We start from the raw sequence: 23,341 nt of genomic DNA on the forward strand, positions 1-23,341 counted from the left end.
ATTTCTTTTTTGCCCCACTTAAAATTTCTATACCCATTTTTACACTAGTTCCAACAACTATAGGTCCTTTTATAAGATCCGGTAAAGGGCTCGATACTACCGATCTCGGAACACCGTCGTAAATCATTTGAGAAGGTGGTAAACGCCAAAACTCAGCAGATATGCCAATCCCGTCATGTATAAAAATTGAATTATCGGCCATTTTAAAGCATTGGTTTCCTTGTAGACAACTACCATTGTACTCATGCACTGCATGGCAAATGCGTAAAATATCAACAATGAAAAACCAACTGCTGTAGTAAAAACAGGTAGACCGGTATTCGGGTTTTTGGCTTCTTTAATTTTTTGCAAGATCGCCTGCTGATGATCGGAATCACCGTCAGCACTGTAAATCGTTGCCATCGTACCGACAAAAACCTCCCTAGCTGCGAAAGAGGTAATCAGCGCAATACCGATTTTCCAGTCATAGCCCAAGGGCCTGATGGCCGGTTCAATGGCCTTACCGAGTATACCTGCGTAGGAAGCTTCCAATTTAGCGGAAGCGACAAGGCGATCAATGTCATCCACTGGAATTTTTTTTGCGTTCCGCTGATTTTGATAATAGTTTTCTATTGCTGCAAACCGGCCGGGCGGAGCATAATTGGCCAGCACCCAGAGTATAATGGAAACTGCAACGATCACCTTTCCCGCCTGGAAGGCAAAGGCCTTTACTTTCTGTAGCATCGTGAGTCCGACATTTTTCCATCTTGGCCACTGGTAGACGGGCAGTTCCATGATAAAATAGCTCCGCTGGCCAGATCTGATGATTTTTTTCATCACCCAGGCAACTATAAATGCCGAAAAGAAGCCCAGTAGGTACATCATCATCAGTGCAATGCCCTGTAAACTGATAAAGCCCCAGATCATACGCTGGGGCACGATCAATGAAATCAATAAAGTATACACCGGTAGCCTCGCCGAGCAGGTGATCAATGGTGTTACCAGTATGGTAATGATACGATCCTTCCAATTCTCAATGCTACGGGTACTCATGATCGATGGAATAGCACAGGCAAGGCCACCGATGATCGGAATAACAGATTTACCGTTCAGTCCCGCCTTGCGCATGATCTTGTCCATCATAAAAGTTACCCTGGCCATGTAACCAGTATCTTCCAAGATCGAAATGAAAACGAAAAGGATGGCAATCTGGGGGATGAACACCAGAACACCGCTCAACCCTGGCAATACGCCGTTCGTAACCAGCTTCGTTAATGGCCCAGGGGGTAAATGATGATCTAAAAGATCCGTCAGATAAATAAAAAAATTTGAGATCAGCTCCATTGGGATCTTGGCCCATGTAAAAATAGCCTGAAAAATCAGAAATAAGATCAATATAAAAATCAAAAAGCCAGCTATTTTATGGGTAAGCACTTTATCGATCCGATTGCTATAGTTTTCGCCCGAAGGGCTGCTGTTCCGTTGAACCGTATCATATAAAACATCATTGATGAATTCATATCTGGCGATCGTTTCCTTCGCCTGTGCCTTCGGGGGATTTATGCCATATTCGTTTTCTAATTGTCCAAGTGCTGATTTTTCTTCAGCCGTCAGGTAGGTGATATAGGGATATTGGTAAACCAGTTGCAGGGCCAGATAAGAGTTGTCTACCTTAAAATCACGTTTGACCCTTGAAATCAGGCCCGGATATAACTCTTCCAGATCGATCGTATCGGCTTGCAAAGGTATATGTGATGCTTCTGCAATTGCCTGCTTTAGCTCGACCAATCCTGTACCATTTCTGGCCGATATGGGCACAACCCTCACACCGAGCTTTTTGGCAAACGAATCCACATCGATCTTGATACCTGCACGATCGGCCATGTCCATCATGTTGAGCGCAATGATCAAGGGTATCTTCAGGTCTGCGATCTGGGTATATAATAACAGGTTCCGTTTTAGATTTGAGGCATCGGCAATAAAAACCAACAGATCGGGATGGCCGTTGCTCTGCTTATCGGCCAATATTTCCAGGACTATCGCCTCGTCCTTGCTCTTAGGGTAAAGGCTATAGGTTCCGGGAAGGTCAATAACCTGCACGGAACGGCCATCGGGCAACCTTACGGTACCTGATTTTTTTTCGACGGTAACGCCCGCAAAATTTCCCACTTTCTGGTTCATGCCGGTCAGGGCATTAAACAGGGAGGATTTACCGGTATTTGGATTGCCTATCAGGGCAACTTTATAATCAATTTTCACTTGTTCTGATGTTTATTGTAATAATATATTGGTTAGGTTCTTGGCAGTCCACCAAGCCTAGATGAACCCAGCGCTCCATCGATTGAATTTTATAAGGGACATATAATCTGGCCCGTTCCCAAGAGCGATAATTATCACCTGCCCGCTGATATTGAGAAAACAACATTCTCGATCAAGGTGGCAATATTCGCGCCACCTATGGCAGGACTGATCAACCAACTGGAGCTCTCACCATCGCATAGCCGGGCGATTGTTGAACTTCCTATGTCCGGTCTTGGTGATAAGGTACGGTGAGGTAAAACCAATGTTGACCAATCGCGTTTCGCAGACGGACATTACTCCCTGGCGTGTTGAATAATGAGCTGTGCAGGCAATTTCAATCGATCCCTGTACACATTCCAGGTACCAGTTATTTCTGAGGAGGTTGCCAGATTGATACGGACATGGCAAAAATAACTTTGGGAAAATAAGAACTATGAATTCTCTGCCTGCAAGTGAACATTATGCTGAAGGAATGTGATAAACTTTGTGCAATCGAAAAACCCAGGCACCCAGAGCAGGTACAGAATGGCGAACAAATATCCGAACTTATAGGCAAATTTTGAACACCAGTGTTTTTGATGGGATATGCCTTTCTTTCATTTCTGCCAGCATGTACTTCCGCTTCCGCACAAGGAATGCAGCTGAGCACAAAAACAACAATAGCCATTATGAAAGTCGAAATTCTCATTTAAGCTACAAATATAGTATAAGATACCTTGAAACAGTGTTCCAATTTCATTTAACCTGCAGATTTCGCCCATGAACTTCCAAATTGATTGCTCGGATACCAGCTTTTGAGCGAGCCTGACAGCAGGTACGTGCTCAGGGAGGCAATAAGTCCTTTTTTACACCACGTAATGAAAATTTACATGGAGATCTTACGAATGGTATGCAAGAAATTTAGGTCGATGCGGACCGGATATCCCGAACCAAAGGTGGACCACCATTGCAGCAGTCAGCTCTGGTCAAGGCATATAGCCGTATTAGAAGTATTTCAAATCTTAAACAAAGATGCCCTTTACGATTGTCCTAGCGGAACAGTTGTCCCTGCAATGTAATACGCTTATTTGGAAATAATCAGCCCTATAGCGCTTCTCAACATCCAGCTTTTGGAAAGGAATAGTGGCCGACAAAAATTCTGATTAAAATTAATTCAAAACAATGCCCCGAATTACAGGGCATTGCCTATATCAGGATTCCTTGGTAGGCTCCGAATTCTCGTGATGTTCCTCTTCCTGATGGTGTTCCGGTTCTTGATGGTGTTCCGGTTCGTTTTCATGGCCCGGTCCCTCATGGTGTTCTGGATGTACATGGTGCTCCAAGTGCTCGCGATGCTCTGGATGCTGGTCTTTTTCTGGCTGTTCTTGATTTCCTGGTATCATAATCTATATTTTTGGTATCATTACAACATCAGTGCGACCAAAAAGTTTCAACTTTAGCCAACAAATGTGAAACCGTCCGGATCATACCAGACGTTTGGATTTAGCAGGGTATTCCTAAGGTAGCTTACCAGTTGTCGTTTTAGTCCGAACCGGCCTAGGCACAATTCGCTATATGCGCCCTCCCTCCATTTCTGGGAAGAGCTACCTGTCCCGCTTGAATGTTCTGATTGACCAAGTGCAGTACCAGCAACCGAAGCTATTGGCAGAGCTTGGACAGATCAAACATGTTTCCTCTGGATCCTGATCGCATTCAAGATGGCAAGGAATGCAACACCCACATCAGCGATCACCGCTTCCCAAAGATTGGCCACTCCAAATGCACCCAAAGATAAAACGGCAACCTTTACTGCCATGGCCAGGGCAATGTTCTGCCAAACAATGTTACGGGTAAGCTTTCCAATCTTAAGTGCAGCAACAATCTTCAAAATCTGGTCATTCTGGATAACGATATCCGCTGTTTCGATAGCTGCGTCACTACCAAGTCCGCCCATTGCAATCCCAGCTTCCGCCAGGGCAATGACTGGCGCATCATTAACCCCATCGCCAACAAAAGCGATATGATGTCCTTCCTTGATTAGTTTTTCTACGTTTTCAACTTTCCCCTCGGGCAAAAGGTCGCCATAAGCATTATCTATGCCCAGTTTTTTGGCTACGTTATCCACTACCGCCTGTTTGTCTCCCGAAAGCATAACCGTTCTAATATTGAGATCATGCATCTGTTTGATAGCTTCAGCAGAATCGTCCTTGATTTCATCTGCAATGGTAATATAGCCTGCATATTTCCCATCAACTGCGATGACCACGATGGTATCCACGATTTCCTCAACATCTTTTGGATAATCTACCTTGTATTTTTTAAGAAGTTTGAGATTTCCTGCCATTATCGCCTTTCCATCTATCTTGCCCCGTAGGCCGTGCCCTGAGATTTCTTCCACGGCAGTTGCTTTTTCTCCATCGGCTGCTTTGTCTGCATATTCAACAATGGCCTGTCCAACAGGATGTGTCGAGTTTTTTTCAAGTACCGCTGCTAGCTTGACCAGTTGCTTTTCAGTCAATCCAACAGGCACTACTTTTTGCACCTTAAATACACCTTTGGTAAGCGTACCTGTTTTGTCCATAACAATGGTATCGATCTTTGTCATCACGTCCAAAAAATTACCGCCCTTGAACAGGATCCCATTTTTTGAAGCAAGACCTATCCCGCCAAAATATCCCAATGGAATTGAGACCATCAGCGCACAAGGGCAGCTTATAACCAGGAAAACCAGGGCACGATAGAGCCATTGGTTGAAAACATAATCAGCTACAAAAAAATAGGGAACCAAAGCCAATGCCAGCGCCAAGAAAAAAACAATAGGCGTGTAAATTTTTGCAAATCTGGAGATAAATAATTGGGTCTGTGATTTGCGCGAGGACGCATCCTGGACCATTTCAAGTATCTTGCTCAGCTTACTGTCTTTGAATAGCGCCGTTACCCTGATCTCTGAAACGGTGTTCAGATTGATCATTCCTGCAAGCACCTTTTCGCCCTTATACTTGCTATCGGGACGACTTTCACCAGTTAAAGCTGCTGTATTGAATGAACCCTTGTCGGAAACCAGTTCTCCATCCAGACCAACTTTTTCTCCAGCTTTGACCTGTAGGATGTCGCCAAGTTTTACATCCGCCGAACCGATCACTTTTGCATCGCCAGCCTTTAAAACGGTTACCTCATCTGGCCGTATATCGAGCAGTGCCTTTATGCTGGCCTTTGCCCTATCCACCGCTGAATCCTGGAACCATTCGCCGATTGAATAGAATACCATAACGGCAACACCTTCGGCATATTCCCCAATGTAGAAAGCCCCCAAAGTAGCGATGCTCATCAGCACAAACTCATTGAATATGTCGCCGCGTATCGCCTTACGAAAGGCTAGTATAAGTACATTCCATCCAGCCAGGAGATAGGCAATCCCATTAACTGCCAAAGAAACCCAGTTTGAAAGTTTGATACCAAAGCCATAATCAAGGACCAATACGCAAACGAGTATGAAAAGACCTAATAGGAGACCCAGATGCGCTCGCCACCCGGACTGCTCCGATCCTACGACATCATGTTCATGGCCATAACCATCTTTGTGCTCTTCTTCGGCATCAATATGCAAAATTGTTTCCTTTTGGGGCTTGGATTTGGCATCTTTTATTGGATGCTTTGCTTTCGTCCTGCCATTCTCGTTGTTATCGCAACATTCTTTCATAATCGTATCTATATAATTCCAACACTGATATACTCCTCGGTTTTAATCTCTAATGCCGACCAAACACTGATGTCTTTGATCTGGTATCTGCCAATGGGCCCCTTTGCTAAGGTCTGTCCGCAATTTAACCAATTTATATCTCCTTCCACAATATCCAAACATAATCTGGTTTTGGCCAGCTTTGCAAAAGACATGCCAACCTCCCAACATCCCTCCGCAAACTGGACTACCAAAAACAGCATAGCGCCGTTGATCTTCCTGCCGCAGACACACGCTGCCCAGGGCCGATAGACTAAAACCCCCTTGATAGTGTGATCCCATAGGAACCGTGGCTGTAGGATGGATACACCATTGACCTGTTATTGCCGGCCAGACCGTTATCGGGGAACAGCCTTCTAATCTTTGGGTATAAAAAATATGCAGCCTCTGTCGAGAGCACGCCAAGCCCGGCCCCGGCGACCACATCGCTCAGCCAATGTTTGTTGTTGTACATCCTGAGATAGCCAACGGCAAATGCGGAGCTGTAGCCTGCAAGACCATAAAACACAGAGCGCCCGCCATATTCGCGCCTCAGAAATTCGGCCGAGGCAAAGGCTTCGGCGGTATGCCCCGAGGGGAACGAATTAGAGGTTCCGTCCGGCCTTGGCACAGCGGTAATGTTCTTTAGCCCCTGGCAGAAAACGTTCAGTAAAAGATTGGAAACAAGATATATCCCAGCCTGGTCTACAATCCTGTTCTTCCCCTTTACCCCAATGCCACTGAGCACCAGAACGGCAGTCCCTGGAGCAAACTGCAGGTAGTCGTCCACGATGAACCTGGGATGGGGATGCTCGATAGAGAACTCATATCTTGCCTTCAGGTCAATATCGGTAAGCCCATGGTTGCCCAGTTTGATAAAGCCATAGGCCATACCGGCAGTGGGCAGGATGATGGTGAAAAATTTTTCATTCCTTCCTCTCGGTTCAGGTCTGGGATGATATTTGGCAGTGTCGCTAACCTTACCTTCCAAATCCAGGTCCTGGGCCGGACTGCTTCCAAAACCGCCGAGTAAAAAAACGATGGCATATAAAATTTTTCGTTCCATGAATTCAATATTTACTCAGTCATCCAAATTATCGGCTCTATGCTTCTGTTGCACCTTCTTTTTCCAATTGACATACCACTGCTGATGGTGCAGCACGAGCAGGAAATAGATGCCCGCTGCCGCCACAACGGCAATGATCAGCATCTTTAATCCGACCGCAACGCCAATGCCGGCAGTGCACCAGATCGTGGCCGCCGTGGTCAGCCCCTGCGAGGAGCCCGTCTTATCGTTCTTGTAGATAATTCCCGCACCAAGGAAACCTATCCCCACAAGGATATTGGCGATGATCCTCGAGGCGGCGGCGGTGTCGCCCATATGCTCACCGATCGCCGTAAACAGCGCTGCGCCCAGACATACCGCGGCATAGGTCCGGATCCCGGCACTGCTGCCATGCTTCTCCCGGTCAAAACCGATCCAGGCACCCAGCAAAAAAGCGATCAACAGCCTCAGCACCACGCTGAACTCACTGTCAAGGTCCATCGAATTGATCAGATCCATTGCTTAACCCTCCATTTCCTGGAACCACTCCATGGCCTGTTTGATGGCCTCGTCCACGATGGACAGCTCCCTTACCTTGCCCTCGTGTTTCAGCTGGTTGGCAATCTCGATCGCCTTTTCCCTGACCCTTGGTTCAAGCCCCTCCATCTCGAGGGGAAAATTTTTTGATGTCCATTTCATGATTATAGGTTTAATTGCTTAAATGATCCAAGGCTAACTTTTCTTGATGCGCCTGGTGATGATATCGATGTTCCTTAGTTTTCCAGCATGCAGGTGTTCCCTGCAGTACGAGGTAAAGAACCGGTGGTTCCTGAGAAACCCCAGCGTGCTCTGGTCCCATCCTTCGCCCGTGGCAAAACCACGTAACGAAAGTTCCTCCCTGAGCTGGTCATCGGTACTGATAAATTCATCCGTTCCCAAGTTATAGGTATCTGCATCGCAGATGATCTCCTGTAAAAGGGTCTCTGGCCTATGCGGGATCCTGGTGGCCAAAATACAACCGGCGACAAGAACTGTCACCTCACTGTTCACGCCTTGGTCGGCCATAAATTCTTCCATGATAGCTACGCTCTTGTGCTCATGCTCCTGGGGAACGGTGAACAGCTGCCCGGTATCGTGGAACCATGCAGCGGCAAAAAGGACAAAGCCGTCCGCGTCCCCCAACTGGTATGCCCCTGCAATTTCCATCGCCCTAAGGACTACCCGCCGGGTATGTTCCAGGTTATGGTAAACAAGGGCAGGGCTGCCATGGCGTTCAAAAAGAAGTGCGACGTACCCGGAAATGGCCTGATATAATATGTGATAGGGTGTGGTCATTGATAAATAGGCTACCAGTGTTTGACAAAATAATGGCGCAGCTTAAAGGCAATGGTCAAAGCCATCAGCGCAGTCAGCAGCACAAAGAAGATGATCCTCAGAATTTTCTTTCCCAACGGCCGGGCAGGCCTGGCTTCTTCCCTGGTAACCGTAAATTCTTTTTTTATGTATTTTTTGTTGCGTTTGACAGGCATCTTATTTTTCATCTCTCAGCAGGTTTTATTTTGAGATCAGCCCCGAAACAACGTTGATCGCGAAGGCCACGATAAAGGTATTAAAGGCGAAGGAAAGCAGTCCGTGCATCCAGACCAGGCGCCTGATCCTCCGAGAAGTGATCTGTACATCGGAAACCTGGAAGGTCATTCCCACCACAAAGGAGAAATAGGCAAAATCAAGATAGTCGGGCTCCTTTTCTGCGGGGAATTCAAGCCCGCCAGGTTTTTGGCTACCACCCTTGACATCATTGTCGATGTCGCAATAATAGAAATGTGCATACCTCAGTGTGAAGACTGTATGCACGAGCCACCAAGACCCGATAACAGCGGCAAGGGGCAGCAGTACAGATATGGCAAGACCATTCTCACCGGCAAATCCCTTCAAAAGCAACAGAATGGCGAAAAGGCTGGCAAATGCAGCAACAACAACAAAAAGAAAGACGAGCGACCGACTGGAATCCTGCGCATGGGCCTCATGCCTGACCTCACTGGGATGGGAGCTAAGTATAGTGATCCAACCAAGGACCAGGCTCGAAAGCAGGTACGCCAGCCAGGTTATCATCAAGTGCGTCTCCAGCTCCATTCTACCGTAGCAAACAGCAAATGCCGTTATCGAGATTCCCAGAGACACATACAGTTTGTGATGGGCATCCATCAGGTTGATCTTATCGGTCAATCTATTTTTTTTTGATTTCATTTCCAGTATTATATAAACATTCCCATTACAATAAACAGCAGAAAGCCCGTGAAGAAGGCAGAAGTATAGACTGGGGTATCTTTCTGGTGGTGCGCCTCAACCAGCAGTTCCTCGGTAACCAGGAATAGCAGCGCAGCAGACCCAAAGGACAACAGTACCTCCAAGGTGCGCTCGCCGGTATACTGCAGTACAAAAAACCCTGTTGCTGCGCCAAAGAGCAACAGCGCTCCAAGCAGGCACATAACTACTACCAGCTTTGGCATTTTGGTGCCAACTCCCACCAGCGTTCCACCGAGCGCAAGGCCAAGGGACAGGCATTCTGTAGAGAGGGCAAGTGCCAGAAGTACCCCTTCCTTTTTGCCAGCGGCGAACCCTGTGCCAAGCAACAGGCCATCCAGTAACAGGTCGATGCCTACGGCCACAAGTATTCCCCAGGGGAGCCCCATTTTCCCTACTTCCTGCTTAAGTCCAGAAGTATATTTTTTGGCCAGGAGCATCGTAGCAATTCCAAGTACAAAGCCTATGATAATCGCATAGGGGTCGTGGATCCGGATCATGTCGGGCAACAGTTCAACTGCGACCACTGAAAAGACCACGCCCGCCGCAAAGTGGAGGATTATGCTCTGCAGACCTGGACCCATTCTTTTCACACGAACGGCAATGCCGCCAAGTATCAAAAGGGCAACCGGCAATAATGCAAAAAGCACCTGTCCAAGTGAGATTGTTGGACTACCCTGCATAGTACCTCCCCAGCTGGAATCTGTAAAGCCTAAAAAAAAGATAAGAGATCCCAAGCGCAATCGCTGCACTGGCAAATACCTCCTCTGGGTAGTTCCATCCATTGTACATACGGTTGTACAGAAGTAGCGCACACCATACCACAAGCACAGCCTTCAGCGGCCGGTAGCTCCTTGGCAGGTACATCATCAAGAATGCCGAAGCACCTACTGCAATGCTAGGCAAAGGCAAACACCCATAGGCACTTCCCCTGCCAGCCCTTCCGACTTCGAGCAACATGGCAATTGGACGCTGGTAAAGCGGACGAAGGTGTTCCAATTGGCTGTTCAGTAATAGGATCACCATGATCTGCAACAGCAGCAGTACGATCAGAAATATTCCTGCACGGGCAAACCTTACCCTGTCACTGGCAAGCACAAAGAGAACCACCGCACAGTAGAACGGTATCCAGAAATAAAAACTGCCCACCTTTTCCATTAGCCCATCTAGCCAGGCGCTGCGATGGGTATTGGCCATTACCAGCAACTGCCTATCAGCTCGTTCAAGGCCTGCTTCCCAGCTGTAGAAGGAAGAAAGGTACAGGACTGCAATCCCGGCGAATACCACCAGCACTACCGAAACCGGCAACGGCACCTTTAAAATCACCCTGTCTCTTTTTTTTGTAGATATTTCCCGCTTATGCATAGCCTTTCGAGATCAACTGGTGAACTGTAGATAGATCAGAAAAACTGCTGATACCGCCATTACAAGAAATGTTGCAGCCCCCAGGATATTGGACATCTTTCCATTGGTATAGTTGCCCATGATCTTTTTGTTATTGGCAATGTGCAGCAATATCGCAATGATCACAGGTGAGGTCAGCCCATAGAGGATCGCCGTATACAGCAATGCATCTACCGGACTGATTCCTATATAGTTCATCAACAGCCCGATGATGACCGAAACGATGATGATACCGTAAAATGGTTTTGCCTGATTAAATTTTTTGTCCAGACTGCCCTTCCAGCCGAATGTTTCCGAAACGATATAGGAAAGGCTACCGCTCAGCACCGGGATCGCTAAGAAGCCCGTACCGATTACCCCCATGGCAAACAGCAGATAGGATGCTTTTCCAGCAACTGGTTCCAGGGCCTTGGCCGCCTGTTCAACCGTGTCGATCTGCCTGATTCCCTGACTGTATAGCGCAGTGCCAGTGGCAAGGATGGTAAAGAACATTATCAGGTTGGAAAGCAGCATGCCAAGGTTAACGTCCAGTCCCATCTTTTTTATCAATAGGCCCATCATCCTGTTTTCGCGCTTCTTCTTTTCCTCACTGCTCTTTTTTTCGCCGTTAAGCATAACCAAACGCTTATTGACCATGATCTGCCGCTTGGCATCCTTGACGTCCTCAGCCTCCATGGCAGTTTGCCAGAAGAAAAGATAAGGGGATATCGTGGTGCCAAGAATGGCCACCAGCATGCCGATAAAGTCCTTGTCCCATTTTATGGTTGGGATGAAGGTCGCCTTCATCACCTCTCCCCAGTCGGGCTTGGTAAAAAAGGGCACAATAATATACAACAACAAGGTCAGGCAGAGGTACTTGAGTACCGACACGAACTTTGAATAGGGCAGATAGATGATAAAAAACAACAGGATCACAGTGAATATGACACTGAAGACCATCGCATGAATTGCGGGGAATATCAGGTGTGCCACCGCGCCCATTCCGGCGATGTCCGCCCCGATATTCAGCGTTATTGCAGGAACACTGAATAGGATCATCAGGTACAGCACTGGCTTTGAATAATGCTGCCTGAGCGTGGTGGTTAGCCCCACTGAGGTGACAAGGCCGATCCTTGCGCAGATCTCCTGGATCGCAGCCATCAATGGAAATGTGATCAGCACCGTCCAGAGTGTGGCAAGGCCATACTTTGCACCCGCCTGGGAGTAGGTCGCTATTCCAGAGGGATCGTCATCACTGGCGCCGGTCACAATTCCGGGACCCAGGGCAGAAAATATCTTTTTGAACCTTTTAAGCATTTTTTTTCTTTTTGGTCTTTATAGCTGATTTTTTGAGTCCTCCATCATAGGCAAGCAGGCGGAGCGCATTGAAAACCACGATCAGGGTCGATCCCTCATGGGCGATTACTGCTGGACCAATGGTCGCAATCCCAAGTATGGTCAACGGGATAAGCGCTGCCACTACCCCAAGGCTGATCCAAAGGTTCTGCTTGATAATCCCCCTTGCCTTACGGCTCAGTCCGATGGCAAAGGGCAGGCTTTCCAGCCTGTCTCCCATCAGGGCAATGTCTGCTGTTTCCAGTGCCACATCGCTTCCAGCTGCGCCCATGGCAATTCCGACCGTACTCTTGGCCATTGCCGGCGCATCGTTCACGCCATCTCCGACCATTGCGACCATCTTTTCCGACCTGTCGAGTTTCTGTACCGCCTTCACCTTGTCCTCTGGCATCAGGTCGCCCCATGCCTCGGTGATCCCGATCTGTTTTGCAACCGCATCGGCCACCTTCTGGTTGTCACCGGTGAGCATGATCATTTTCTTGATTCCAAGGGCGGCAAGCTCCTTCAGTACATTCTTCGCCTCTTTCCTTGGCACGTCCATCAGGGTCAATATCCCGATGAACTCAGCCTCGCGTTTGACAAGCATGGAGGTATGCCCGCCCTTCTCGAATTCCTCGACCTGGGAGATAATTTCTGCCGGCACTTTTTCCTTTTCAAATAGCGCCCTGTTTCCGATCAGCACTTTTTTGCCGCCAACTTCCGCCTGCACGCCACGTCCGGTAATCCCCTTAACGTTTTTGGCATCTGGAACGGATTGTTTCTTCAAGCGCTCTATCGCTCCCTTTACGATCGCCTCTGCAAGCGGATGGTCGCTGAGCTTTTCCACCGCAACGGCCGTTGCCAGAAGATCTTCCTCGGTGGTATCGCCCAGCGGCACAACATTGGTCAGTTCCGGCCTGCCCTCGGTCAGCGTTCCCGTCTTATCAAATGCAATTGCGTTTAACGAACCCAGGTCTTCCAGTGGCCTTCCGCCCTTTATCAGTACGCCCGCACGTGCTGCCCTTGCCACTCCGCTGAGCACCGCACTTGGCGTAGAGATCGCCAGTGCACACGGGCTTGCGGCAACAAGCACCGACATTGCACGGTAAAAGCTTCTGGCGAACGGTTCATCAATGACCAGAAAGGCAAAGCAAAGCACTGTAACGAGCACCAACACCGCCGGTACAAAGTATTTCTCGAACCTGTCGGTAAAGAGCTGTGTCGGTGATTTCTGCTTTTCGGCCTCGTTGACCATCTTGATCAGCCTTGAGATGGTCGAATCCTTCGCCTCGCGGATCACCTTGACCTCTAGGGCCGAAGCGCCGTTGATCGTTCCGGCAAATACGCGGTGCTCTGGCTTGATCGTCTTTTCGCCGGCGTAGTCCTTTGACGCATCGGGTACCGGCGACTTGTCCACCGGAACACTTTCCCCGGTGATCGGTGCCTGGTTAACGCTGCCCTCGCCCTTTACGACGACCCCATCGGCGGGGATCTTGCTGTTTGGCTTGATCACAATGACATCTCCCAGAACGAGTTCCGAAATACCGATCTCCGATTGCTTTCCGTCCCTTACCACCAGTGCAGTGGGTGGTGCAAGGCTGGTCAGCGCCGCTATGGATTTCCTGGCCTTGCCCATCGCATAATGTTCAAGTGCATGGCCCAGGCTGAAAAGGAACAATAACAGCGTACCTTCCATCCACGAGCCCAGGATAGCTGCGCCTATAGCGGCCACGAGCATCAGGAAATCGATCTCAAAACCACCTTTGGCAATGGTCTGTACCGCTTCCTTTGCGGTGAAAAACCCGCCAAAGAAGTAGCCCGCAACATATATCGCAATGCTTACCCAAGATGGAGTGGCGTCAAGGAAAGAAAGTCCGAAGCCGGTGCCGAGCAGCGCCCCGCAGATCAGCGAAAAGATCAGTTCGGTATTGGCACCGAAGATCCCGCCATGCTCATGCTCGTGCCCATCGCCTTCAGCATGTGCATCAACCTTTGGGCCATCATGTTCATGTCCATCATTTTTAGCATGCACCTCCGGTTTGGATTTCTTGCCAGCCGCTAATGTCTTTCCCTCTGTACCTTTAGCGGTAGGTTTTTCGACCACCTTATTTTTGCCGGTATCCGATAGTTTATCGTCCGCTTTTTTCACCGGTTGTTTTTTTTCGTCTTTTTTCATAGCTGATGTATTATGGGTTCGGAATTTCTTTGTTTGATCTGCCCTCTATTGGCTTTGGTTTTTGGGGACTAGATTTCAGACCGCCATTTTTGAAAAGGTAATAGGCCGTCTGATAGTAGGCAATTGCCTCATCTGATAGTGATGTGGAGAGGTTTGCATCCCGCTGACCATTGATAGCTTTGTCATAGATAAAGGTTTCTGTCTTTCTCTTTGGGCTCAGGACTATCAGGCTGTCGTTTTTCAGGTAGCCTAGCTTCTGGTAGGTTGCCAGCAGCGCCCTTGGGACATAGTCCTTGCGGCGGATATCCTGGCCGTAGTTATTGCTTTCATAACCCCAGCCCAAAAGTCCGAACAAAGTAGGGTAAAGGTCTATCTGTGAGCACATCTGGTCGAACTGCGGTGCAGGATTGCCCTGAAGATTAAAGATGATCGCCGGAACGTGGTACCTGGCGACATCAATTTCATTTTTGCCCGCACTGCTCGCGCAGTGGTCGCCGACAAAGACAAAGACCGTATTTTTGAACCATGGTCTTGTGGCCGCACTGGCCAAGAATTCGCCGATGGCATAATCCGAATATTTCACGGCTCCCTCACGTCCGCTGCCAGATGGGATATCGATCTTGCCAGCTGGATAGGTAAAGGGCCGGTGGTTGGAAGTGGTCATCACAAAATCATAGAAACGTTCTCCGTTGCCGGTCTTGCTGTCGGCGTCCCTGATCACACTTCTGAAAAGGTCTTCATCGCTCACTCCCCAGGCATTCTCGAAGCTGACCTCACTGTCCTTCAGCACCGTTCTTTTGCCGGTATAGCTATCGCCAGTTGCAATTCTTCCGCCACGGTCGACGATATCGAATCCATTGCTGCCAAAATATTGGTTCATGTTGTCAAAATAGCCATCGCCTCCATAGAAGAAGGTCGATCGGTAGCCCTTTTGCCGAAAGATATGCCCAATGGTAGTCAATCCATCGTTGTTCTTCCGCCTGACGATACTGTTGCCCGGTGTGGGCGGAACCGCAAGGCTGAGCGCCTCCATGCCCCGGACCGTACGCGTCCCGGTGGCATACATCCTTGAGAACACGATGCCATTGCTGGCCAGCGAATCCAATACCGGGGTAATTCCCTGATTGCTGCCGAACCTTTCCATAAAATCCGCGCTCAAGCTTTCCACGACTACCATTACCACATTGGGCCGTTGCGGGTTTCCCGAATTGGCAACCCTTCTGCTGATCGAAAGGCCATTTCCCGTAAACTCGGTACCTTCCCCGCCAAGTTCGTTCCTGATAATCGAGAAGGCCTCTTGGGCATCGACCATCGGATAGAAGTGGTCATAGGCAAGCTCGTTGTTCCTGAAGGCGGAGAAAAAGGAATAGATTCCTGCCTTGGAAAGTTCGCCCTGGTACCTGTTAGCCGTTTTTTCCGCCCAAGAATTGTCCACAGCAAAGCTATAGAGAAAGATGAGCAGCACCATCGGCACAAAATGCAGCAGGCGATGTTTGAACCGGGTCCTGGAAACAAAGCTCTCATAAAAATATCCCCTTCGCTTAAAAACATAGACGACGATCAGTGTGATGAGCAGTACCCCCGAGACCAGATAGGGCAAGGGATAGGACTGGTTGATATTGTTGACCACCTCAAAGGTATAAACCAAGTAGTCTACGGCAATAAAGTTGAACCTGCTCTCGAATTCCTGCCAAAAGGTAAATTCGGCAAAGAAAGAGAATATGGAAACCATGACCATCACCGACACGATGAAATAGCTGCCGATGTAATTGAAATAGGTCTTCACCAGCCGCTGTGGCAACAGAAAAAGGTAGGCAGAATAGAGAACTACCAGGAACAGCGCAACCCCAAGATCATAGACAAGGCCCTTTGCAAATATACCGGCCAATGCCAGTGGCGAAAGCTCAGGTTGGTGCACCGAAAGGTACAGTACCAGGCGCATGATAAGGGATGCCACCAGAAAAAAGAGCACAAACGCATGCAGCACGGCATACCTGCCCCTTAAATGGAATATGTCCATAAGTGTTCAGTTAATAAAACAATATAAAGGTATGCGCCCCCTAACCGGGCGCATACCAGACATAGATCTACGGTCTATGCCGCCCGCATTCTTCCATCGGTGTTAATGGCCTTCAGATTCTTCGCTGTTCTTCAGTTTGGACAACAGGTCGTAGGTGCCCTTCAGCACTACTTTCCCTTTGATGTCAAGGTTCTTTGGCAGGACCACCTCTATGTAGCCCCCATCGCTGATGCCAGTGGTTACAGCTACCATTTCGAAATGGTGCGACTCGCCAGCTTTTTCCGATTCTGCCTCTGTTTCCTCTTCGCTGTGCTTATGGGCAGGGTCCTTTTTGGTCTCCTTTGCAAGGAAGATATATTTTTTTCCCTCGAAATCAACCACTGCTCCCACCGGGAGCGCCATCACCTGGCTGCTACCGGCCTCGATAAATGCCTTGAGGTAGGTTCCGGGAATAAAGTTCCTGCTGCCCTTGGCAATGGCATGTACGGTAACCGTTTTATCGGCATTGATCTCTCCGCCTACAAGCTGGACTACAGCATTCTGCTCTGTGGTATCATTGGTCAAGGTAAAGCGTACCCGCTGTCCGGGCTTAACCCTGGCGGCATCCTTCTCGAACACGTTCAGTTCCACATGCAGGTTCGAACTGTTGACGATCTCGAACATCACATCATTGGGATTAACGAACTTTCCGGTATTCACGTTCACCTTGGTCACATAGCCACTGATCGGTGCATAGATATTGATCTGGCTGCGTATGTTGGTCGCCGTAAGGCCCGATGGGCTGATATTGATCAGCTGCAGGCGCTGCTTGAGCGCATTCTCCCTTGCAAGGGCGCCCTGGTAGTTCGCCCTTGCCTGTTGCACGGTCTTCTGCGCATTGACGTTCTGGCTTGCAAGGGTCTGTTGGCGCTTATATTCGCTGTCGGTGAGCTCAAGCTGGCTCTTGCTCTCCAGGTAGTCCTGCTGCAGCTGCACGAACTCCTGGTTCTGCAGCACTGCGATCACCTGGCCCTTGCTTACCGTACTTCCCTGCAGCAGCGGGGTGGACTTGATGATACCGCCCATCTGGGTGGTCACGCTCATCAGGTTCTGGGGCGGGACATCGATGTACCCGTTGACCTTCAGCAGGGCGCTCAGCCCCTTAAGCTCGGGGGAGCCCAGCTCCACACCGATCGACTGGTACTGTGCCTGGGTGATCTCCACCGAATTTTCGTTTTCCTCATGAGCGCTTTCCGCTGCTGGGGTTGTCTCTTCGCCAGCGGTTTCCTTGCTCCCGCATGATGCAAGCGAAGCTGCAAGCATGGCGGTAAAAAGAACGCGGCCCGTGTATTTTAATATTGTTCTCATCTCTGTTTTATAAACCCATTAGGTATTGTAGTGTGTAAACTGATTGGTTGTACTGGTTGATCGCCTGCAGGTAACTGAAGCGGATCTCTGAATAGGTGCGCAGTGCCTGGAGGTATTCGACATAGCCTATCTCACCGTTCTGAAAGGCGATCTGCGACTGTTTCAGGATCAGGTTGGCATTGGGCAGCGCACTGCTGTTGTAGTACTGGATGCTTCTTGCATTTTTCAGCATTTCCTGCCTGGCCTGGTTGTACTGGCCCTGCAGGTTTGTCTGGAAAAGCCCGAACTGGCTCTCTGCAACCTGCTTTTCTATATTGGCAGCCTTGATCCTCGAAGAAAAAGGCCTGAAGAAGATGGGGATGGAAATTCCCGCCTGTATTCCCTGGAAACGCTTTCCCGGACCGAAATACTGGTCGGCCCCGTTAACGGCCTGGTTGCCGATGATAGACTGGTTGAAATAGCCGACCGTAAAATCCGGCCCCGACCTCGCTTTTTCCACACCGAGCTTGCGCTGGGCAATCTCGATCTGCTGTTTTTGCAGTGCAAGCGCAGGATTTGCCGCGATCGCACTATCGATCGCCGCATCGTTCCAAACTACCTGGGAAAATGGTGCCTTGACAAGCTGGACTTCGGCAGAGGTATTCAATAGACGCCGTAGCTCCGACCGGTAGGCCAAAATATCCGACTGGTTCTTGCTCAACTGGTTGCGCAGTTCGTTGTACTGGGTCTCGGCAGTGGTCTTTTCCAATAGGTTGGTCTCTCCTGCCTGATAGCGCAGTGAAGCAGCCTTTAGAAAATTGCTGTAAACGCTGTCCTGGCTTAGATAAAGATCATGGAGCGCGGTGAAGTAGGCCAGTTGGGTGTAGGCGTTCTTGACCATATAGCGAAGTTCGCTCTGGGTCACCGCAAGGCCTAGCTCAGCGCCCCTGATCTGCGCATCGTAAAGATTTCGTTGGTTCTTGAAAAGGCCCGGATAGGGAATGCTCTGGGAAATGGCAATGCTGTTGTCCTTTCTTAGGCTGTTGAACTGGCCGTACTGGAAATCGACATTGGTCTTGCCAAGGTCGGTGGAACTTCCCCTGAGCGCCTGTTGCTGGCCGATCTGCAGGGCAGATGAGCGTACGCCCTGGTTTGCACCAAGGGCGGCATCCACGGCCTGTTGCATGGTCATTGGGCCAAAATTGGAAATAGTCTGTGCCTTGGCCTGTGGAGCCAAAAACAACAGGCATACAACGATCCCTGCAACGACCGTTGCGGGAACCTTGGTTACACGTTTTTTCATTCCTTCGAAATAGGTATATAGTACAGGTAGTACGATAAGGGTCAAAATGGTGGAAGTTATCAGTCCACCGATCACCACAGTGGCCAGTGGCTTTTGCACCTCAGCTCCAGCGGCCGATGAGATCGCCATCGGCAAAAAGCCAAGGGATGCCACAGTCGCGGTCATCAGTACAGGCCTAAGCCTGATGGCGGTACCCTTGAGCACGATATCGTTCAGGGTATACTTGCCCAACGCCTTTAGCCTGTTGAATTCGGTGATCAGTACGATGCCGTTCAGCACCGCAACACCGAACAGTGCGATAAAACCAACCCCGGCAGAAATACTGAACGGCATTCCGCGCAGCAATAGTGCAAAGATCCCGCCAATGGCGGCCATCGGAATTGCCGAAAAGATAAGGATAGACTGTTTCACCGAACCAAAAGAGAAGTATAACAGTAAAAGGATGAGCAGCAGCGCTACCGGAACGGCAATGGAAAGACGCTTACTTGCTTCTTTCAGGTTCTCGAACTGACCGCCGTAGGTAATATAATAGCCTGCGGGAAGCTTGATCTGCTGGTTGATCTTGGCCTCGATCTCCGTTACCACGCTCTGGATATCCCTTCCCCTAACGTTAAGCCCAACGATGATACGGCGCTTGGTATCCTCGCGCTGGATCTGGTTGGGGCCTACCCTGAATTCCACATCGGCCAACTGGTCCAGGGGAACCTGGTTGCCATTTGGTGCGGTCACGTAGACATTCTTCACGTCCTCGATGCCCTGGCGGTTCTGCTGGGAAAGTCGTACGACCATGTCATAGCGCTGTTCGCCCTCATAGACCAGTCCTGCCGATTGGCCCGCAAATGCGGTGTTCAACGCCTGGTTTACCGTTCCAATGCTCAGTCCATACTGGGCGATGCGGTCACGGTTGACCTTTACAACGATCTGTGGTAGTCCGGTTGCCTGTTCAAGGTAAAGATCCTTGGCTCCCTCTACTCCAGCAACGATCTTACCGATCTTTTGTGAAATGGAAGTCAAGGAGGCAAGGTCATCGCCGAACACCTTGATACCGATATCCTGCCTAACCCCGGAGATCAGCTCGTTGGAACGCAGCTGGATGGGCTGCGAGAAACCGAAGCTTACCCCTGGGACCGCTTCCAGGGCCTCGCTCATCATTTCGGCGAGTTCTTCACGGTCGTGGGTAGTGGTCCAGTCCTTTTTGTCCTTTAATATAATGGTCAGGTCACAGGCCTCCATGGGCATCGGATCCGTTGGGATCTCTGCTGCACCGACCTTGCCGATCACCTCCTTGACCTCTGGAAATTTGTCGACCAGGATTTTGGAGGCCTGGTTGACCTTATCGACTGTCTGGGAAAGCGAACTCCCTGTCAATAGTCTTGTTTCCACTGCAAAATCACCTTCTTCAAGGGTGGGGATGAACTCACCGCCCATACGGGTGAACAAAAATATGCTGACGGCCAGTAGGACAATCGAAGAAATGAGTACCGCTTTCCTTCTGCGAAGTGCGCCATGGATCATTGGGCTGTACTTGCGCTGGAAAAAATCCATCATACGGTCTGAAAAATTCTTTTTATGCGCCACCTTTTTGCTCAGTACCAAAGAGGATACCATCGGCACATAGGTCAGTGAAAGGATAAATGCGCCCATAATGGCGAAGGACACTGTCTGTGCCATGGGACCGAACATTTTTCCCTCGATGCCTACAAGGGCAAGGATGGGCAGGTAAACGATCAGGATAATGATCTGCCCAAATGCGGCAGCGCTCATCATCCTTACAGAAGATTTTTCTACCTGCTCGTCCATCTCTGGCTGCGTATAGGCCCTGCCCAGCTTGTTGCCACCGAGCACGTGCATGGTGGCCTCGACAATGATCACCGCCCCGTCCACGATCAGCCCGAAGTCGATCGCACCGAGGCTCATCAAGTTGCCCGATACCCCAAAAAGGTTCATCAGTGAGATGGCAAATAGCATTGCCAGTGGAATGACCGAGGCTACCACAAGACCCGCCCTGAAGTTTCCAAGGAACAGTACCAGTACAAAGATCACGATGAGCGCACCCTCGATCAGGTTCTTGGCTACTGTACCCATTGCCCTGTCTACCAAAGCACTGCGGTCAAGGAATGGCTCGATGGTCACCCCCTCTGGCAATGTTTTTCCGATACGGGCGATCTTTTCCTTTACCTGTTTAACGACATTGTTGGCATTGGCGCCCTTGAGCATCATCACGATGCCCCCGACAGCTTCCCCTTGCGCATCCTTGGTTGCGCGTGTCAATGCGCCGTAACGGATGGAACTTCCGATCTGTACGCTGGCAATGTCCCTGATCAAAACGGGAATGCCGTTCTTGTTATTGGTGACCACGATCTTATTGATATCCTCGATATTGCCCACCAAGCCCTCACTTCGGATAAAATAGGCATTTGGCTTTTTATCAATGTAGGCACCGCCTGTATTCTGGTTGTTCTGCTCGAGCGCCTCGAACACATCGCTGATGCTCAGGTTGAAACTGCGCAATTTGTCAGGGTCTAGTGCGATCTCGAACTGCTTGAGCAGGCCGCCAAAGCTGTTCACCTCGGCAATGCCTGGGGTACCCAATAGTTGCCTACGCACGATCCAGTCCTGGATGCTGCGCAGTTCGCGGGCATTGAATTTCTTTTCAAATCCAGGCTTGGCATGGATGACATATTGATAGATCTCACCAAGTCCGGTGGAAATGGGAGAAATCTCTGGATTTCCAAGCCCAGCTGGGATATTGTTCTTGGCCTCGGCCAGTTTTTCGTTAACCTGTTGTCGGGCCCAGTAAATGTCCACGTCGTCATGGAATACAATAGTCACAACAGAAAGGCCAAATCTTGAAATAGAACGGACCTGCTCTATTTCTGGAATTGTAGACATAGTCTGTTCCACTGGATAGGAGATCAGTCGTTCAACTTCTTGTGTAGCCAGCGACGGGCTAAGGGTTATAACCTGTACCTGATTATTGGTGATATCAGGAACGGCATCTATGGGAAGTTGTCTAAGGGAATATACTCCCCAGGCGATCAGTGCCAAGGTGAACAGACCAATTACAAGCTTGTTCGCAATGGAGAACTGAATTATTTTTTTCAGCATTGAATTCTGGAATTAGGTTATGGAATAAAAAAGATCAAAGTGCAGCGAACATATCAATCCATATGGATCAATAGTGGCACTTCAACGAATATTATCTTAACCTAAACGGGGCGGTTGCCAAACGGAAAGCTCGGCGGCAATCGCTTTTCCGAAAGCTTTCTGGGTATATTCGGCAAGCATCAGTTCTGGAACTTCAACCGATAGGGAGGTATTCTGGACAAAGGCTGATAAACTGCAACACGCGCAGGTACAGAAAGGCGAACAGCAATCCTTAACGGAGGCGTAGTCCTGGGCAGGGGTAGAAGCCTGAAAGCTGGCAGATTGCATGGGAATGGCAGAAACCGAATCCGTGCACGGGGCACACATCGCCACTACTATCAATACCGAAACAAACCAGGTCAAAAACTTCACGTCCTATTATTTTCTGTAAATATAAAACAAACTATTTTATATATCCAAATATATTAAGATTGAATAGGTACATAAAAAAATTCATTTTGTGCCATTATGCAACTGTGGTTTTGTGAATGCTTCAAAAATTATCCTCTTCGTTCATAAATTAATTCTGGCAACCTATTTTGAATGTGCAAAGACTTACCTGCTCCATTAGGCCCCGATATAATAAGCAAAATAGACTTCTCTTACTGAACAGGTGATAAATGCTATGCATTTTAGCATAAAATACCCCATCCGTTTAACAGACAGACGCTATCCATTTCTAATAATTTGTTTATCAATTAGTTACGACCTTTCAAAGGAATCCTGTAATGTATTTGTAACGGTTTTTTTTATAAACTCAAATTTAATTTTTTTTTCTAATACATCGTTCTAGCCTTTAATTTTTTTTAAAAACCAACATAAATACTACACAAAATTGGGAGCAAGAAAATAACTTGAATATATATTCAAAGAAAAGAATAACAAAAGTTCAGATTGACTCATGGTGTTAAAATGGAGTCACTAAAGCATTAGAGCAATACTTTGTTGCTTGCACACATATCTAACTAAAGAAACTTAAAAGAAAATCTTATGATCCATTAAAAATCCTTTACCAAACAATTTAGGTGGAGAATATCGGAGTGGATATTACTTCATTCAAATGATATTTTTATGCTCCAAAAAGGGTTTTCACTTGTCATTTAGAGTGATTTGGCTAAATTTTAATCATTTTAAAAGACCAAAGCTATCATATTTAAAATTAAACTGATCTTTTTAAACGTATTTTTATTCTTATTTAGACTGATTACAATTAATATTTGTACTTTTGCCAAAACTTTAAATATCAAGCTTATAAACAGTAAACCCGGTGGCTAGTCGCCAAACCAATACACCGGGTAATATTGTCAACCAATTTTAGATCAATT

Annotated in this window: 18 protein-coding genes; all 18 read right to left on the minus strand. The window is 48.5% G+C overall.

The features are described 5' to 3' along the window. Positions 1–123: 123 nt before the first annotated feature. Positions 124–2,238, minus strand: coding sequence for a ferrous iron transport protein B (feoB, locus tag WG904_RS02070; RefSeq protein ID WP_339577616.1), 2,115 nt, complete (start codon positions 2,236–2,238; stop codon positions 124–126). A 1,232-nt stretch (positions 2,239–3,470) separates the two neighbouring features. After that, on the minus strand, positions 3,471–3,662 hold the full coding sequence (locus tag WG904_RS02075; protein ID WP_339577617.1) for a hypothetical protein: 192 nt from the start codon (positions 3,660–3,662) through the stop codon (positions 3,471–3,473). 278 nt (positions 3,663–3,940) lie between these two features. After that, complete coding sequence (locus tag WG904_RS02080) at positions 3,941–5,959, minus strand: heavy metal translocating P-type ATPase (RefSeq protein WP_339577618.1); 2,019 nt, start codon at positions 5,957–5,959, stop codon at positions 3,941–3,943. Between the two features lie 8 nt (positions 5,960–5,967). Then, positions 5,968–6,201 carry a hypothetical protein gene (locus WG904_RS02085; RefSeq protein WP_339577619.1) on the minus strand — a complete coding sequence of 78 codons (234 nt, stop codon included), beginning with the start codon at positions 6,199–6,201 and terminating at the stop codon, positions 5,968–5,970. Positions 6,202–6,251: 50 nt separating this feature from the next. Further along, entirely contained in the window at positions 6,252–7,043 is a 792-nt protein-coding gene (locus tag WG904_RS02090; protein ID WP_339577620.1) for a phosphatase PAP2 family protein, read from the minus strand. A 15-nt stretch (positions 7,044–7,058) separates the two neighbouring features. Then, the gene (locus WG904_RS02095) at positions 7,059–7,541 is read right to left on the minus strand and encodes an MgtC/SapB family protein (RefSeq protein ID WP_339577621.1); all 483 of its coding nucleotides are present in this window, start codon (positions 7,539–7,541) and stop codon (positions 7,059–7,061) included. A gap of 3 nt (positions 7,542–7,544) precedes the next feature. Continuing rightward, positions 7,545–7,721 (minus strand): DUF2188 domain-containing protein, encoded by a 177-nt coding sequence (locus WG904_RS02100; protein WP_339577622.1) that lies wholly within the window; start codon positions 7,719–7,721, stop codon positions 7,545–7,547. A gap of 33 nt (positions 7,722–7,754) precedes the next feature. Then, entirely contained in the window at positions 7,755–8,357 is a 603-nt protein-coding gene (locus WG904_RS02105) for an HD domain-containing protein (protein ID WP_339577623.1), read from the minus strand. Between the two features lie 11 nt (positions 8,358–8,368). Then, complete coding sequence (locus tag WG904_RS02110) at positions 8,369–8,563, minus strand: hypothetical protein (RefSeq protein WP_339577624.1); 195 nt, start codon at positions 8,561–8,563, stop codon at positions 8,369–8,371. A gap of 13 nt (positions 8,564–8,576) precedes the next feature. Continuing rightward, positions 8,577–9,269 (minus strand): DUF1345 domain-containing protein, encoded by a 693-nt coding sequence (locus tag WG904_RS02115; protein ID WP_339577625.1) that lies wholly within the window; start codon positions 9,267–9,269, stop codon positions 8,577–8,579. Between the two features lie 8 nt (positions 9,270–9,277). After that, positions 9,278–10,009 carry a ZIP family metal transporter gene (locus tag WG904_RS02120; RefSeq protein WP_339577626.1) on the minus strand — a complete coding sequence of 244 codons (732 nt, stop codon included), beginning with the start codon at positions 10,007–10,009 and terminating at the stop codon, positions 9,278–9,280. Then, complete coding sequence (locus tag WG904_RS02125; protein WP_339577627.1) at positions 9,999–10,691, minus strand: phosphatase PAP2 family protein; 693 nt, start codon at positions 10,689–10,691, stop codon at positions 9,999–10,001. The genes WG904_RS02120 and WG904_RS02125 overlap by 11 nt, the downstream gene beginning before the upstream one ends. Positions 10,692–10,703: 12 nt before the next feature. After that, positions 10,704–12,026 carry an Nramp family divalent metal transporter gene (locus tag WG904_RS02130; RefSeq protein ID WP_339577628.1) on the minus strand — a complete coding sequence of 441 codons (1,323 nt, stop codon included), beginning with the start codon at positions 12,024–12,026 and terminating at the stop codon, positions 10,704–10,706. Continuing rightward, positions 12,019–14,220, minus strand: a complete 2,202-nt coding sequence (locus WG904_RS02135) for a heavy metal translocating P-type ATPase (RefSeq protein ID WP_339577629.1) — start codon at positions 14,218–14,220, stop codon at positions 12,019–12,021. Before WG904_RS02135 ends, WG904_RS02130 begins: the two co-directional genes overlap by 8 nt. 10 nt (positions 14,221–14,230) lie before the next feature. Next, positions 14,231–16,240, minus strand: a complete 2,010-nt coding sequence (locus WG904_RS02140) for an LTA synthase family protein (RefSeq protein ID WP_339577630.1) — start codon at positions 16,238–16,240, stop codon at positions 14,231–14,233. A 102-nt stretch (positions 16,241–16,342) separates the two neighbouring features. Beyond that, positions 16,343–17,587, minus strand: coding sequence for an efflux RND transporter periplasmic adaptor subunit (locus WG904_RS02145; RefSeq protein WP_339577631.1), 1,245 nt, complete (start codon positions 17,585–17,587; stop codon positions 16,343–16,345). A gap of 7 nt (positions 17,588–17,594) precedes the next feature. Continuing rightward, on the minus strand, positions 17,595–21,977 hold the full coding sequence (locus WG904_RS02150) for a CusA/CzcA family heavy metal efflux RND transporter (RefSeq protein WP_339577632.1): 4,383 nt from the start codon (positions 21,975–21,977) through the stop codon (positions 17,595–17,597). Positions 21,978–22,073: 96 nt separating this feature from the next. Further along, positions 22,074–22,343: a hypothetical protein gene (locus WG904_RS02155; RefSeq protein ID WP_339577633.1), complete on the minus strand. Its 270-nt coding sequence runs from the start codon at positions 22,341–22,343 to the stop codon at positions 22,074–22,076. Positions 22,344–23,341 lie beyond the last annotated feature (998 nt).

This window comes from Pedobacter anseongensis, assembly GCF_037482965.1.
GTDB lineage: Bacteria > Bacteroidota > Bacteroidia > Sphingobacteriales > Sphingobacteriaceae > Pedobacter > Pedobacter anseongensis.